Origin of the sequence: Paenibacillus sp. 19GGS1-52, from assembly GCF_022369515.1 — a bacterium.
Classification (GTDB): domain Bacteria; phylum Bacillota; class Bacilli; order Paenibacillales; family Paenibacillaceae; genus Paenibacillus_AQ.
Genome location: NZ_CP059724.1, coordinates 3,054,998 through 3,069,893 on the forward strand (window position 1 = coordinate 3,054,998; position 14,896 = coordinate 3,069,893).

Below are 14,896 nucleotides of genomic sequence, written 5' to 3' on the forward strand. Positions count from 1 at the left end.
GAGGTATAGTCATTCCAGTGAAATATAAAGTTATGATCGTTGAGGATGAAGTGGAGTTGGCAGAGATTGAACGAGATTTTCTGCTGGCTGAACAATATGATGTGATGTTATGTCACGATGGGAACATGGCCTTTGGGCTCTTTCAACAATACCAGCCGGATATCCTGCTTCTAGACATTATGCTCCCCGGAACAGATGGAATCGAGATCTTACGAAGAGTCAGAACCGAATCGTCAGCGATTGTGATCATTACCAGTGCGAAGGAGTCTGAATTCGATCGGATCTTAGGTCTGGGATTGGGTGCGGATGATTATATGACCAAGCCCTTTTCGATCAAAGAAATGGTGGCTCGTGTAAAAGCACAGCTACGTCGTTCCTTTTATTTTAATGAAAAGTTATCAACTACTGCGCATGTAATTGGCTTTCAAAATATTAAAATTGACTTGAAATCCAGGCAGATTATGAATGGTGAAGCGGAAATCTTTTTAACTGTAAAAGAATATGATATTCTCGTTTTTTTACTACAGCATCCTAACCAAGTGTTTACACGAGAGCAAATGTTCGAACATATCTGGGGAACATGGGAGGTAGGTGATCTAAATACGATTACAGTACATGTGCAGAAAATCCGTGAAAAGCTAAAAGATACAGAAAGTATTGTGACTGTGAGGGGAGTTGGCTATCGATTTAATGGTGCGATGTTATGAAGAAAAGTATAGTCAGTCATCTCCGCGGTTTAATTATAGTCACGATGGTGATACCCACATTATCTTTAATGTTTCTTATTAGTGAATATCCAACAAACTTGTTCCCTATTTTCTTTATAGGATTTCTATATGTGATATTAGTCTTGTTAACAAGCTTCTATATTAAGCGCAAGATCATTGTTCCCATCACCGTTTTAGGTGAAAATGCCAAAAATATCATGAAAGGGAATATGACTGAAGAAATAGATTACCATAGTGATGATGAAATCGGGCAGTTTGCCCTGATTTTCAAACAAATGAAAGACCAACTCCTCGTTAATGAGCAAGCAAAGCAAAGGTTCGAGGAGGAACGCATGCAGTTTATCATCAATATTACCCATGATCTAAAAACGCCTTTATCCTCGATACGTGCTTATGTAGAAGGACTTCAGGAAGGCCTAGCAACAACGGAAAAGGAGCAGACCAAATACCTGGAGATTATAGACCGAAAGGCCATCGAAATCGAAGCACTAATGGATCAACTAAAGCTCATTGATCTTGGCGAACCCCTGCTTTGGACAGGAAAACCAACAAAGATACCCTTTCGTACATGGATAGAGGATAACCTCGTGCAAGAACTGGAGAAACCATTGTACCAGCATTCAAATTTCCATACGTCTATCGAAGTTGATCCACATTCTATGATTTCTGCCCATTCGCAAGATTTAAAACGGCTTGTGAATAATCTATTGGACAACGCGCTTAGGTATCAGAAGGACGTATTAGAATTAAAGGTATTTGAAACACCTGACAAGATCTGTTTAGACTTAGCTAACGATGGCTATACCCTCTCAACTAGTGAGGTTAAACAGGTATTTGACCGTTTCTATACCAAAGAAAATGAGCATGGGAATCCAAAAGGGCATTTAGGGATCGGCTTGCATATTGCTGATAATATTGCAAAATCAATGAGCGCCACTCTATCTGCTGAAATAAAAGATGAGTTATTTCATGTGATGTTGAGTATCCCTAAAATTAGATAGAGGGTCAGCCAGAGAATAGGGGAATGAGCAATCTTAGAACCGTGCCGCAAGTATGCCCAAGTATTCCTTCAATGCCAACCCCGTTGTGGAGACTGCTCCTGGTGAAGGGACAAACTTGCTGAAATACAGCGTCATAGGTCTGCTAGCTATATAATCGGTGGGATACGCTAACGGGTTCAGCCCGACATGCTCAAATTGCAGCATCGCCCGCCACATGTGAAAGCCGGAGGTTACCAAAACTGGACGGCTGAGCCCGTTCGCCTGCATAACTGCCGCTGTATTGACAGCATTTTGATCGGTGTTCAAGGATTGATTGTCGGTCAATATATCTTGCTTAGGGATGCCGAGCCCGATCAATTGCCGTTTGGCAATATCAGCTTCATTGCCGCTGTCGGCGTACACCTGACCCCCGGAAAAGAGGATCGGCAGCCCGGTCTGCCGATAAAGACGCACAGCAGTTAGCAGCCGATTGGCTGCCGAACCCAGCAGATTGCCTTCCCCGTCAAGATCAGGTGTGCCAGAGGTGGCACCTCCACCGAGCACGACAATAACATCGCCCTGCACAGCCGCAATATCTGGCTGTGCATATTTTTGTTCGAGGCTGCTAATCAGCGTATCGCTTACTAGAGTAGTCATCGACAGATACAGCGTTAGTGTAACACCGAGCAGTGCGAGCGCCGGACGGCGGTTCTTTTTCCAAATCCACAGCACAAGTCCTAACAGCAGAACGATGAAGATGCCAGGAGGAAGCACGAAGCTATAGGCAATTTTGATGAAATAGATCAAAGGGATCGACCGCCTTTATAAGAGTGATTATGGAGAGTATTGTATCATGCTTCATCTATATAATTGCTTTAAATAAGCGGACGGGGCTTCGCCTAACACCTTTTTGAATACACGGCTGAAATAATAAGGATTCGGATAGCCTAAAGACTCGCTGATTTCGGAGATATTCAATGAAGTGCTGCGCATCAGCCCGATGGCTTTGTTCATTCTGAGCTTGGTGTGGGTCTCAATAATGGTCTGGCCCGTTCTTTGCTTAAACATTGCCGACAGGTAGCTGTAGTTCATCTTCATATATAAGCTGAGCTTGTCTCCCACGAATTCTTCCCCACAATGCTCCGTCAGATAAGCCATGATTTTTCGGGCCGTATGCTCACTTTTTCCGTGAATACTCTCTTGCTCGCCTAAGTTCCATGCTTCTTGCAGATCCATCAAAAGCTCATAAACCCTGAGACAACTCTGCGTCATCCAATGCTCCTTCAAGTAGTAGTAATGCTCCATCAGCAGCTTTAAACGGTTCTCCAGTGTCAGTTGAACAGGTGAATAACCGTACTTGGGCAACGGAAACCGGTACTCATAATAATTGGGATAATAGAACCCTAATTCAGGCAGGGGAGGATAGTCCTTGTAAGCTACGGATTCCTCAAATACAGTATGGAAATGAATCCAGTACCAGGCAGTTCCAGCCGGAGTCTGGGGTAGCCCCCAATGATGTCGTCCTTTTCGCAAAAAAAGAAATTGTCCCTGCTGAACAACATACTCCTGTCCCTCTTCAATAACCTGCATTGTGCCTGCGGTAACGTAAATAAATACGTCATAATCAAGCGTACGGTCAGGATGGGTGTAGAGGCCAGTGGTCTGATTCCAGCCGATATCACGCACGAGCGGGAAACGGTCCGCACTCAGATAAATAATAGACTCATCCACAATTACACGCCCCTTCGATCTTCGTCACAGCTGAATTTAATAAACACAAAAAAGGATATGTAATCTGATATTACGTCCATTTACCCTCTAAATCAAGGAGATATAATTAAATCTATATCCAAAATATAGAGAGGGTGCTGTAAATGAGCAACGTGATGTCAACTTTTCCTGCTGGAGCAGTCCGGCTTTCGCCTGGGCCCATCCAAGCACGATTTGAACTGAATAAACACTATGTAATGAGTCTGAGCAATGCCAATCTGCTGCGTAATTTTTATCTGGAGGCGGGATTGTGGAGCTATAGCGGGAATAGTGGGACGACAGCAGCCTCGACCACAAGTATGGATAGCCCGGATCAGTGGCATTGGGGCTGGGAATCGCCAACCTGTGAGTTAAGAGGCCATATTATGGGGCATTGGCTATCTGCTGCCGCACGTATTTACGCTCAGACTGAAGATATGCTGGTGAAGGCCAAAGCCGATCATATCGTTAGTGAACTTGCCAAGTGCCAGGAAGCTAACGGGGGAGAATGGCTGGCTGCTTTTCCAGAGATTTATATGCACCGGATCGCGAATGGCAAATATGTCTGGGCGCCGCATTATACGATTCATAAGCTGCTGATGGGCTTGTATGAGATGTACACCATTGCCGGTAGCGGTCAGGCGCTGGAGATGATGAAGGGAATGGCAATCTGGTTTTATCGCTGGACGACCAAATTCAGCCGTGAGCAGATGGCTGATCTGCTGGACCTGGAAACGGGCGGCATGCTGGAGACCTGGGCCGATCTATATGGAATTACCGGAGACGAACAGCATTTGGAGCTGATCCGCCGTTATGACCGCCGCCGCTTCTTCGACGCGCTGCTGGCGGGTGAGGATGTGCTTACCAACAAGCATGCCAATACGCAAATTCCGGAGATTTTGGGCGCTGCGAAGGCTTTTGAAGTGACAGGAGATGTGCGCTACCAGGAAATTGTCGAGGCATTCTGGAAGTGTGCCGTCACGGACCGTGGTTATGTCTGCACGGGGGCGGGAGATGATGCGGAGCTGTGGATGCCTGCGGGAGAGATGTGCTCACGCATGGGCGTGGGACAGGAGCATTGTGTGAATTACAACATGATGAGGCTGGCACATATCCTTTTGCGCTGGAGTGGCGATGCGGCCTACGGAGATTATTGGGAGCGGCGCTTCTATAATGGTGTGCTGGCGCACCAGCATGGGGAGAATGGTAGAATCTCTTATTTTCTTGGGATGGGTGCGAGCAGCCGGAAGAACTGGGGCTCGGAGACTGGGCATTTCTGGTGCTGCCACGGAACGCTGATGCAAGCTAATGCGGCTTACGAACCGATGATTTTTATGGAAGAGGAAGTGGGGCTGGCGGTTTGCCAGTGGATTCCTGCCACCGTTCATTTTAAGCGGGGAGAGGCCAATATAAGCCTGCAGCTGGAGCAGGACGGCCAGTATGGGCTATATCCACTTAGCGGTTGGTCTGTTGCGGGCATGTCGGCGATCACGAAGGTGAATATACCGCCAATTCCGCAGCACCGTCCAGATGCATTCATATATAAGCTGACTTTAACGACTGATCAGGAGATAGAATTCACACTGAAGCTCAGACTTCCATGGTGGGTAAGGGAAGGGGCGAGCATAACAGTAAATGGTGTACAAGAGACTGGAACATTTGCTCCGTCTTCCTTTTATGAGATCCAGCGGGTATGGAGCAGTGGAGATAGGGTCTGTGTGGCGCTGCCCAAAATGCTGGTTACCGAATCATTGCCAGATCGTCCGGATGTTGTAGCTTTTATGGACGGGCCCATCGTACTGGTTGGTCTCGTTGATGAGGAAAGAACATTATTCGGCATTCAACAGGAGCCAAGCAGTATGCTTACAACTGATCGAGAACGGAACCATAGCTGGTGGAATCAAGGCTATTATCGGACCATTGGCCAGGAACGTGGCATCCGCTTTATTCCGCTGCTTGAGGTGAAGGATGAAGCCTATACGGTGTATTTTCCGGTGAGTACTAAGCGGTAGAGTACAACTTCTATAGAAACTGCGGTTCGCTCTAAAGAAACTTCATTCCGACTCAGATGCATCTTGGATATCTTGTCTGTTATCATAAGACTAGAGCTAAGTAGGAGGACTGCAGTATGCACACGATTCGGGTAATCTTGGCTGATGATGAGCCGGTTATTATACGGGGATTAAAGAAGCTGCTTGCTTGGGAGCAACTAGGGTTGACGATAGTAGGAGAAGCCAGCGATGGTTATGAATTGAAGCAGCAGATCGAATTATGTAACCCTGATCTGATCATTAGTGATATAAGCATGCCAGGATACACGGGAATTGATATTATTCGGGAAATTCATGATTCCGGGCGGCCGATAAAAGTGATCTTTATTAGTGCTTACCAGGAATTCTCATACGCACGGCAGGCCATTCAGTACGGCGCGATGGATTACCTGGTTAAGCCGGTTAATAAGAACCAGCTGGAGCAGGTCGTAAGCCGTGCTGTTTCGCAAATTCGACAGGAATCTGAGGGAGAACGTAATAAAAAGATGCTTAAATCCTATGAACAAAAAAACCTTAGATTAACCATTGAAGAGTTGTTAGACCGGCTTACGGATGGGAACAAAGGGACGGCGGAAACGCTGCTGGAATTGGGAATCACTGCTATAAGCCGCTATGTGAGCATCTGTGTGCTGGAGACGGATGAATACGCGGGACAGCCTTCGCGCTGGGAAGAGCGAGAACGCAAACTGGTTGAATTCGCACTGTCCAACATTATTAAAGAAACCGTAGATCAGGTTGACAATAGCTATATGTTCCGCAAAGGTGAGCGCTTTTGTATTTTGCTGCAGCATGAGCATTCAGGAGATCCGGAGCGTTTGGCTGATGATCTGCACGGCAAAATAAACAGCTTTCTGAAATTGCCGGTTTCCATTGGGGTCGGCAATACTGTAGAGGGCATGGATATTGCTGATGAGTCTTATCGTAGTGCCGTGAGAGCGCTAAACCGCAAGTATTTTGTAGGCTTGAATCATGTGATTCCTAGCCGATTGGAGCAGCCCGCTGGTGAAATCCAGACATTAACCTCGCTAAATGAGCTTCAGTCTGCGTTGAGAACGGCATTGAAGTGTCAGGATAAAGAGCAGATTGTTGAATGTACGAACCATTTGCTGCAGACGATCCGAGTGTTAGCCGTCGACAATAAGAATCAAGCCGTATCCAGTGTATATAATACGATTGTGCAGCTAGAGCAAGAACTGGCTAATTTTGGCGTAGAGGCCAATCCTGCGGGTCAGGACAGCAGTCCAATGCTGGAGAAATTGACTAATCTCTCCACGTATACAGAGGTCGAGCAAGAATTTTCCGTAATCTTGGGCAAGATGTCCGAGCAAATTGGCGGCCGCATGGTGAACAAGGAAATGGTCCAGCTGTCCCAGGTCAAAATATTTATGGAGGAGCATTACGCTGAGAACATCACACTAGAATCTATAGCAGGTATGATGTTCATGAATCCCTACTATTTCAGCAGTTTTTTTAAGAAGCACACCGGACAGAACTTTAAGAATTATGTGACTGAGGTTCGTATGAACCGTGCGCTCCAGTTGCTGCTGCAGAGCGATATGATGGTCTATGAAATAGCTGAAAGTGTAGGGTATAACAATGCCCGGCATTTCAGTGATATGTTCAAGAAGAAATATGGAAAACTGCCGCAGGAATATAAACAATCCTTCAAAAACCAATAGCAGCACTAAGAAGGAAAGGGGTGCCTTTTTACATGTTCATCTGGGGCCGCAGACAAAAAAGCATATTTGTTAAATTCTCGGCCTCCTTTATACTGGTGGGTCTGATTCCGCTGTTTGCGCTCAGTTTTTTTTCGGTTCAGACCTTTTCCGGTTATGTTGAACGTTATACCACCAGCAATCTGCAGCAAATGGTGCTGTATATGGGCTATAATCTGAACTCTGCCTTCAATCAATACAACGAGGTCTCCAAGCTGATGTACACGGGTCGTTATGAGGGATTTATTGAGAGCTACACGCAGAATCAATCCTATAATGTGAATGAACTGGAGCAGATCAATTCCATTCCGATCGAATCCTTTCTGAAGACAGTACTCTATAGTGACCCTTATATTACAAGTGTTTATTTTCAAAGAGCATTGGACGATAAGCTCTATTATCAGGATAAGGAGAATCGGGGAATCACTTATGACTCTCTACCCTATAAAAAATGGCTGGCGGTGATGGCCCCGAATCCTTCCCAAGTAGGCATATTTCCGACCCATCCCGAGAATTATTACGCCGGTTCGAAACGCAGTGTCTTTACGGTTGGACGAAGTCTGATCGATATTTCTGGCAAGGTTACCAAAGAACCGAAGATTGTTGGAACCTTATTTCTGGATGTGGATACCGCCATGTTCAACCAATTTTTCAGAGAGCTTAATCTGGGAGTGAAGGATGAGCTGTTCCTGCTGGATGGTGAGGGGAATGTCTATTTTACTAATGAGGGTTCAGTAAAGAGCACTGAAGGATATCGGACCAAAGAGGATAAGGAAATGATCGTCCTGAAGGAAGCTATTCCATTCTTAAAAGGGAACGTGATTGCCCGTATTCACCGGGATAATCTGTTCGAACAGCTGTTATCCGCCCGTTTGACTGTATTCATTGCGATCATCCTGTGTTCGATTGTCTTGATCGTGATGGGGACATGGTTCTCCCGGCGGCTGGCCGCACCGATCAGAAATCTAATTAAGCAAATGGCTGTCGTCGAATCCGGCAATCTTGATACCCAGATGGTTGTAGAGAGCAATGATGAGATGGGCAGACTCAGCCATGGCTTCAATCGAATGGTGGAGCGCTTGCAGGTATATATAGATGAAGCGTATGTGGCCCAGATCAAGCAGAAGCAAATAGAACTGAATGCCTTGAAAAGTCAGATTCGCCCGCATTATTTATATAATACGCTGGAAGTCATCCGTATGAATGCGGTTGATAAGGATATGGACGAAGTGGCGGATATGATTCTAGCACTCTCCAACCAACTGAAATATGTTATTGATTATGGGGAGGACCGGGTAAGTATACGGGGTGAGCTTGAGCATCTGCGCGATTATTTCTATATCATTTCCGTTAGGTTCGAGAACAAATATGAGCTCCGCTGTGACATCTCACCGGAAGTGGATGTGGAGTGGTACATTCTAAAACTGTCCTTGCAGCCAATTGTAGAGAATGCCATCCAGCATGGACTTCGCCAGCAGGGAAAAGGTACGGTGGGCCTGACGATAGAGAAACAGGATAACAAGCTGTTGGTTACTGTCTATGATGATGGAATCGGGATGAGTAAGGAGAAGGTGCAGCAGCTAACTGAAGCCTTGGAAGATTCTACTACACCAGGGAAAAATGTCGGACTCAAAAATGTGCATGAACGGATGCGTTCGCTCTATGGGGAAGAGTACGGTTTATCTATCAGCAGTCGCGAGCATATCGGGACTTCGATCCTACTCTCCTTTCCAATCGTGGAGAACCCCAACTTTATAAGTACCACTACGCGAACGGAGGACTGATTGAGGTCCTTCGTTCTTATTTGTTATGGGGTTGTTTCCTAATTACTTCTTAAATTCACCGCATATCCCGCTTAAAAAAGTTCATTCTAACAACGAATATAGAATGCTATTCTATTTACAGAAGGAAACGCTTTCTAAGCGATGATGCGCACATCGGTCTTTATGTTTCCGCGGTTCACTAAAAGGGGAGGCAACTATAAAATGTTAAAACAAACAATGACGAAATTGTCCGTATTGCTGCTTGCCACAACAACAGTACTGACTGCCTGCGGTGGAAACAATAACAACACGGCCGGCAATGCGACAAATGCACCAGCCTCTGATACACCTGCTACAGAGGTTGCCAAAAAAGATGTCAGCTTCACTATCGGATATGCATCCGGTGATCCGGCCACGAAAAAAGCTATCGCAGATACGGTTAAAAAATTCACAGAAGCAAATCCAAACGTGACAATTAAGGATTTAAGTGAAACTTCATCCGCAGCTTATCTGGACTGGCTGAAGACAAAAGATGCAGTTGGTGAATTCCCGGATCTGGTTGAAATGCGGGATACTCAAGTGTTTGCCGATGCCGGTAAAATCGTAGAACTGCCAGCAGATCTGCTTGATTTATTCGAAGCTCCACCGCAGGTAGATGGCAAGGTGTGGAATGCACCCATGCAGGTGAATGCACCTCAGGGCATTATTTACAGCAAAAAAGCATATGCGGATGCCGGCATCACCGAGCTTCCCAAAACCTATGATGAATTTATAGCTATTCAAGAGAAATTGAAAACATCAGGTATTACCCCGCTAGTTGTAGGCGGCAAGGATATCTTCCATATGGGCTTCTGGGTCAACAAATTCCTGATTGACGATGTATATTCCAAAGATCCCGATTGGAACTCCAAACGCACTGCCAAAACCGTAAGTTTCACAGATGCCAATGTAGTTCAGGCTATGACCGATTATAAAGATCTGTTCACTAAGTATGTCGATAAAGGTTGGTTAAGCACCGGTGACAACCAAACAGCCTCAATTCTAGTTTCGGGCAAAGCGGCACAATTGTATTCCGGTACCTGGATGTTCACGCAGATCGCCGAAGCTGACCCAAGCTTTGAATTTGGCTTCTATGCAATCCCTGACCGTGAAGGAAAAGTAAATGTAATTGGTCTCCCATCTCCAGCCGGTTGGTCTTTGTCGACCGAAGCAGCTAAGGATGCAGACAAAACTGAAGCGATCAAAGAATTTATCCGTTTCTTCTTTGCACCTGAACAATATTCTGTATATTTGGCTACAATCAACGCCATTCCATCTACTAAAGAGAACGTAACTTATAAAACAAGTGAGCAGATGCAAGTGGCCCTTGATCTTGTTGCTGATCCGAATGTAGTCAAATCATTGGCCATTAACAACTGGTGGGGTGACAATCTGATTCCGCCGCAGTTCCGCAATTGGTATTATAAACTGTTGCAGGAGCTAGTCCTTAAAGACGGAGACGTTACCGATTATATGAAAAAAGCAGATACAGAGTATGACACCCAAGTGAAAGCTAATCAAATGTAATCGTTGCGCTTAAGAAGAGAATCCTCTGCTCACAAGCGGAGGTTCTCTTTCTACCAAGCGTTTCCTTAGGAGGGAGAGCAACCATGGCAACATCCATAATAAATACGGACAAGTCAATAATCGCCACTCATAAAAAGAAAAAGAAAAAGTGGCAGTCCTACGCACTGCTGTTCATCTTGCCATCATTCATACTGTACACATTATTCGTTATTGTTCCTACAGTGGGGAGTATCTATTTAAGCTTTACCTCTTGGGATGGTATCAGTTCAGACGTTCGTTATATCGGCTTCGCCAACTTCGTGGAAATCTGGAACAGTCCACGGGTTCATAATGCACTTAAGAATACGATGGTCATGACCATTTCCCTAGTGTTGTTAGAGAATATCGCTGCAATTGCCTTGGCGATGATGGTTGATAAAGTGCGTTGGTTCCGCAATTTATTTAGAAGTGTATTTTATTTCCCCACACTGCTCAGCGGGATTGTCATGGGTTTTGTCTGGTCGATGATTCTCAATTATAACTTCGGTGTGTTCAATCAGATTTTGGATAAGATCGGAATGGGAAGCTATATTGTTGACTGGTTGGGCAACCCTAAATATGCCATGATTTCGATTATTTTGTCTACGGCTTGGAAAGGCGCGGGCTACTATATGATTATCTATCTTGCTGGATTGCAGGGAATCCCACAAGAGCTTAACGAAGCGGCCAGCATAGATGGCGCTAACGGAAGACAACAATTCCGCCATATCACCTTTCCGCTGCTCGCGGGATCAATGACAGTGTGCTTGGTGCTCTCCATGATCAGCGCATTGAAAATATTTGATCAGATTGCCGTGATGACCGATGGAGGTCCAGGGTTTGAGACCGAAACGTTAACTTATATTATTTACAAGGTAGGCTTTGGTGAATTAAGGCAGGGATTTGGTACTGCTCTAGCGATGGTCCTGTTCTTAATTATTCTGATCATTACCGTTATTCAAGTGAAATTTCTTCAGAAGAGGGAGGTGCAGCTCTAAGATGACCATGCAGACTCGCCGAAGAATAGCCGAAATCTCACTGTTCGTCATTACGCTTATAGTTGCAATCCTATTTTTCTTCCCTATCTTCTATAACCTGATGTCAGCGTTTAAGAACAATGCGGAAATTATGCGTGATGCGATTGCTTTTCCAAAGACACTTTATCTGGACAGCTTTAAATACCTGTTGACGGAGACAGAATTCCCACGGGCGATCTTGAACAGTCTAATCCTGACCGGAGTATCAATTGTTGCTCAAGTATTGATTATTCCAATGGCAGGTTACGCCATCGAGCGCAGAAATGTTAGGTGGACACGGTTTATATTCGTCTACTTTCTGGCCGGGATGATGATTCCTTTCCAAGCTTATATGATTCCCTTGTTTAAAGAGCTGAGAATGCTGGGGCTGTATGGTAATCTTGCAGGGCCCATCTTCATTTATGTCGCTGGTGCGGTAGGCTTTGGCTGTCTGCTATACACGAGCTTTGTTAAAGGCATCCCGCGTGAAATTGAGGAAGCGGCTGAGATTGACGGCTGCTCCCGCTACGGGATTTTTTGGAGAATTGTATTCCCGCTGTTAGGGCCGGTTACGGCAAGTATGGTCGTGTTGAACGGTCTGGGAATCTGGAATGACTTCCTGATGCCAATGCTGGTGCTGCCCTCCGGTGAGGCGAAGACGATGGTCGTAGAAATTTACCGTTATATCGGTGAGTTCTCCTCGCGTTGGGACATGATTTTTGCCGGAACCGCAATGTCTGTAATACCAGTGCTGATAGTGTTTATTTCACTGCAGAAGTATTTCGTTAAAGGGATTGCGTCTGGGGCGACTAAAGGCTAATGCTAATCAACGGAAGTAAGTAACGATTTAATCCAATTGGGATGTCTCTGTTAGCCAGATTCTTGGTCAGAGGCATCCCTTCTTGAATTAATGACAGTTGAAGAGGAGGAATCACTAATGAAACAACAGATCGAGGATTCAAAGAATGTAATTCATATTCTTCGATACAGGAGCCCGTACTTTTAAGATAAGGGGAATTCCTCCCCTTAATTCCTTTTGAATCACCGAATTGAGCCCGAAGGGTTAATATTAAAGGGATGAATTCCTCCTAATTGCTGAAATATCCATAATATTGCACAATTAAAGGGAAGATTTCCCTCTAATTCGTTGAGCTGACCCTGTTAACGGGCAGGAAAGCTCATTAATTTCGCGAATTCTTCAGATATATGATGTAGCAGAAATTATCCAGATCGAAATTGAAAGGATGCATTTTGTTATGAATAGTTCAGAAGCATTTTCAAAGACTATAGAGCAATACTTAAATTACACTCAGATGCCTTGGGGGCAATTGTTTTACCAAACAGCTTGGCATCAAATGGATCCATATTTTACGCTACAAGAACAAACTGTACTGGATATTGGTTGTGGGTTTGGAATTACTAGCCTTGAATATGCTAAGAGAGGGAATAAAGTTACTGGAATTGATCCGACAAAGGATATGATCGAGAGGGCGCAATGTAAAGGAACAGAAGTTACTTATTTATGTGGTTCCTTTGAGAGCATGGCTGCTGATATGGGGAGTTATAATTGGATTTTTTGTCATAATATACTTGAGTATGTAGAAGATCCAAAACTATTTATTAAACATATTAGTGGTTGTCAGGACATGAATGGTTATCTATCACTGATTGCTCATAATCCAACAGCCAAAATAATGAAGAAGGCCATTATAAATAAAGACCCTGTGGCTGCTCTTTCAAGTATAGGAAACAGCAAAGAATATAGTAGAATAATTCAGACAGAACTAACAATTTATACGTTTGATGAGATATCAAAGTGGCTGGTGGATTCAGGGTATGATATTGTAGGACACTTTGGAATACATAATATTTACGGATATATCTCAGATAATGAGATAAAGCAAAATGAAGATTGGCATAAGAAGATTGTTAATTTAGAATTTGAGCTTGGGAATCAAAGCCCGTATAGAGAAATTGCTAGATTTACACACATCATTGCTAGGAAGAAAACTTGAACGCAACTTATCAATTTTGGAGAAGAGGCTGAAGCTTTTGAATAGACTTTCAGAACTACAGGGTAATTGGTGAAGCACTCGGACATTGCGATCAATACATTAGCGATTGTTATTTCGAATATAATGAGGAGCCAATAAAAAAGATATACAAATTGGTTCATAGAGAGCAGCCCTCAGAATGGGACTGCTCTTTGTACGTTTAGGAACATTGAAATAGTGCTATTTCTAACCCATCCAGAGTAGCTTCGCTTCAAACTTGATCACCAATCATAAATTCGTAACTTTTTAAAATTTAGATCGTCTAATCAATTGTAGCATTTTACCAATTTTATGAAGGAGGAGTAAAAAATGAAAAAATACTTGAAGATTAGCCTACTTGTCATCTTCTTATTGACAACTATGTCAGGAACAGCGATGGCAAACCATTCAGACATCATTTCTATTAATGTTAACAAGGACATCATTGAGACGGACGCTGCATCATATATTGATCATGGAACTACCATAGTTCCTTTAAATGTGATTCAGAAAATTCCGGGTATTAGCGTTAAGTGGAACAACTCGAACAAAACTGTCACTATTATTCAGGATAATAAGATTATTAAACTTGTCGCAGGTCAGAACTCAGCAACTATTGGTTCAAATAAGGTGAAACTACCTGTGGCTTCCCTTATTAAAAATGGACGTGTAATGGTGCCTCTGCGCTTTATCGCTGAAGCAACAGATGCCTATATTGGTTGGAATCCTTATACTCGTAATGTTCATATTGTAAAAGCAACTCAAGAAATGATAGAAAAGACAAAATCATCTGATTTAGCCGAAGCTCGAAATGCGACTTTACAACTTCCAACTGTACGCTTACTTAAGCCAATAACCAAAGCAGGGGGAACGGATACTCAATACTACTATTTTCCTGAAGGTAAGGCTGATCAAGTATTTAGGAGTATAGGGAATGGAGTAGAGTATCTTGAAGCAATAAACGGGAGATTAGAGCAAAAGTGGGTAGGACGTATTGGGGAGAAAGGAACTATAAAAGGCCCCTTTTTTCTCTCGAGCATTGAAGAAGAGGTAGGAAAACAGCCCATAATCGATTTTGATCGCATAACCTTCTTCAAACTAATTTTACCTATTGGAGAGGCGGATTATGGTTTTATCAATAAAGATGGTAAAGCTACAACAATAGGGCATCAGGATATGCCTGGATTATATGATTTTTTTAATATTTCAGAAGAAAAATAAGTTGTTGAACTCGTTGTATAAATTGCTGTACGGACTCTACCTCTACTGGAAGATAT

At 43.9% G+C, this 14,896-nt stretch carries 12 protein-coding genes; 10 read left to right on the top strand and 2 right to left on the bottom strand.

What is annotated here, in order from left to right; all coding sequences use genetic code 11:
* Positions 1-17: 17 nt before the first annotated feature.
* The gene (locus tag H1230_RS14390) at positions 18-707 is read left to right on the top strand and encodes a response regulator transcription factor (protein WP_239716396.1); all 690 of its coding nucleotides are present in this window, start codon (positions 18-20) and stop codon (positions 705-707) included.
* Positions 704-1,729 (top strand): HAMP domain-containing sensor histidine kinase, encoded by a 1,026-nt coding sequence (locus H1230_RS14395; protein WP_239716398.1) that lies wholly within the window; start codon positions 704-706, stop codon positions 1,727-1,729. The genes H1230_RS14390 and H1230_RS14395 overlap by 4 nt, the downstream gene beginning before the upstream one ends.
* Before the next feature lie 33 nt (positions 1,730-1,762).
* Here the strand turns inward: H1230_RS14395 and H1230_RS14400 are convergent, their stop codons facing one another.
* The gene (locus H1230_RS14400) at positions 1,763-2,515 is read right to left on the bottom strand and encodes a YdcF family protein (protein WP_239716400.1); all 753 of its coding nucleotides are present in this window, start codon (positions 2,513-2,515) and stop codon (positions 1,763-1,765) included.
* 51 nt (positions 2,516-2,566) lie between these two features.
* Complete coding sequence (locus tag H1230_RS14405; RefSeq protein WP_239716402.1) at positions 2,567-3,439, bottom strand: helix-turn-helix domain-containing protein; 873 nt, start codon at positions 3,437-3,439, stop codon at positions 2,567-2,569.
* A 143-nt stretch (positions 3,440-3,582) separates the two neighbouring features.
* On the opposite strand from H1230_RS14405, the gene H1230_RS14410 reads away from it, so the two are divergent.
* The 8 genes from H1230_RS14410 to H1230_RS14445 all read left to right on the top strand — a co-directional run bounded on the left by H1230_RS14410 (position 3,583) and on the right by H1230_RS14445 (position 14,840).
* A complete protein-coding gene (locus tag H1230_RS14410; RefSeq protein ID WP_239716405.1) occupies positions 3,583-5,469 on the top strand; it encodes a beta-L-arabinofuranosidase domain-containing protein in 1,887 nt (628 codons plus the stop codon).
* 116 nt (positions 5,470-5,585) lie between these two features.
* The gene (locus H1230_RS14415) at positions 5,586-7,187 is read left to right on the top strand and encodes a response regulator (protein ID WP_239716407.1); all 1,602 of its coding nucleotides are present in this window, start codon (positions 5,586-5,588) and stop codon (positions 7,185-7,187) included.
* Between the two features lie 32 nt (positions 7,188-7,219).
* Positions 7,220-9,007, top strand: coding sequence for a cache domain-containing sensor histidine kinase (locus H1230_RS14420; protein ID WP_239716409.1), 1,788 nt, complete (start codon positions 7,220-7,222; stop codon positions 9,005-9,007).
* A gap of 201 nt (positions 9,008-9,208) precedes the next feature.
* The gene (locus H1230_RS14425) at positions 9,209-10,552 is read left to right on the top strand and encodes an ABC transporter substrate-binding protein (RefSeq protein ID WP_239716412.1); all 1,344 of its coding nucleotides are present in this window, start codon (positions 9,209-9,211) and stop codon (positions 10,550-10,552) included.
* An 83-nt stretch (positions 10,553-10,635) separates the two neighbouring features.
* The gene (locus H1230_RS14430) at positions 10,636-11,568 is read left to right on the top strand and encodes a carbohydrate ABC transporter permease (RefSeq protein ID WP_239716414.1); all 933 of its coding nucleotides are present in this window, start codon (positions 10,636-10,638) and stop codon (positions 11,566-11,568) included.
* A 1-nt stretch (position 11,569) separates the two neighbouring features.
* Positions 11,570-12,406, top strand: coding sequence for a carbohydrate ABC transporter permease (locus H1230_RS14435; RefSeq protein WP_239716416.1), 837 nt, complete (start codon positions 11,570-11,572; stop codon positions 12,404-12,406).
* Positions 12,407-12,842: 436 nt separating this feature from the next.
* Positions 12,843-13,601, top strand: coding sequence for a methyltransferase domain-containing protein (locus tag H1230_RS14440; protein ID WP_239716418.1), 759 nt, complete (start codon positions 12,843-12,845; stop codon positions 13,599-13,601).
* Positions 13,602-13,949: 348 nt separating this feature from the next.
* Positions 13,950-14,840, top strand: a complete 891-nt coding sequence (locus H1230_RS14445) for a copper amine oxidase N-terminal domain-containing protein (protein WP_239716420.1) — start codon at positions 13,950-13,952, stop codon at positions 14,838-14,840.
* The last annotated feature ends 56 nt before the right edge of the window (positions 14,841-14,896 follow it).

Coding starts and splice junctions, on each gene's coding strand:
- H1230_RS14395 (WP_239716398.1), top strand. CDS start 704: ATGAAGAAAAGTATAGTCAGTCATCTCCGCGGTTTAATTATAGTCACG.
- H1230_RS14410 (WP_239716405.1), top strand. CDS start 3,583: ATGAGCAACGTGATGTCAACTTTTCCTGCTGGAGCAGTCCGGCTTTCG.
- H1230_RS14415 (WP_239716407.1), top strand. CDS start 5,586: ATGCACACGATTCGGGTAATCTTGGCTGATGATGAGCCGGTTATTATA.
- H1230_RS14420 (WP_239716409.1), top strand. CDS start 7,220: ATGTTCATCTGGGGCCGCAGACAAAAAAGCATATTTGTTAAATTCTCG.
- H1230_RS14425 (WP_239716412.1), top strand. CDS start 9,209: ATGTTAAAACAAACAATGACGAAATTGTCCGTATTGCTGCTTGCCACA.
- H1230_RS14430 (WP_239716414.1), top strand. CDS start 10,636: ATGGCAACATCCATAATAAATACGGACAAGTCAATAATCGCCACTCAT.
- H1230_RS14435 (WP_239716416.1), top strand. CDS start 11,570: ATGACCATGCAGACTCGCCGAAGAATAGCCGAAATCTCACTGTTCGTC.
- H1230_RS14440 (WP_239716418.1), top strand. CDS start 12,843: ATGAATAGTTCAGAAGCATTTTCAAAGACTATAGAGCAATACTTAAAT.
- H1230_RS14445 (WP_239716420.1), top strand. CDS start 13,950: ATGAAAAAATACTTGAAGATTAGCCTACTTGTCATCTTCTTATTGACA.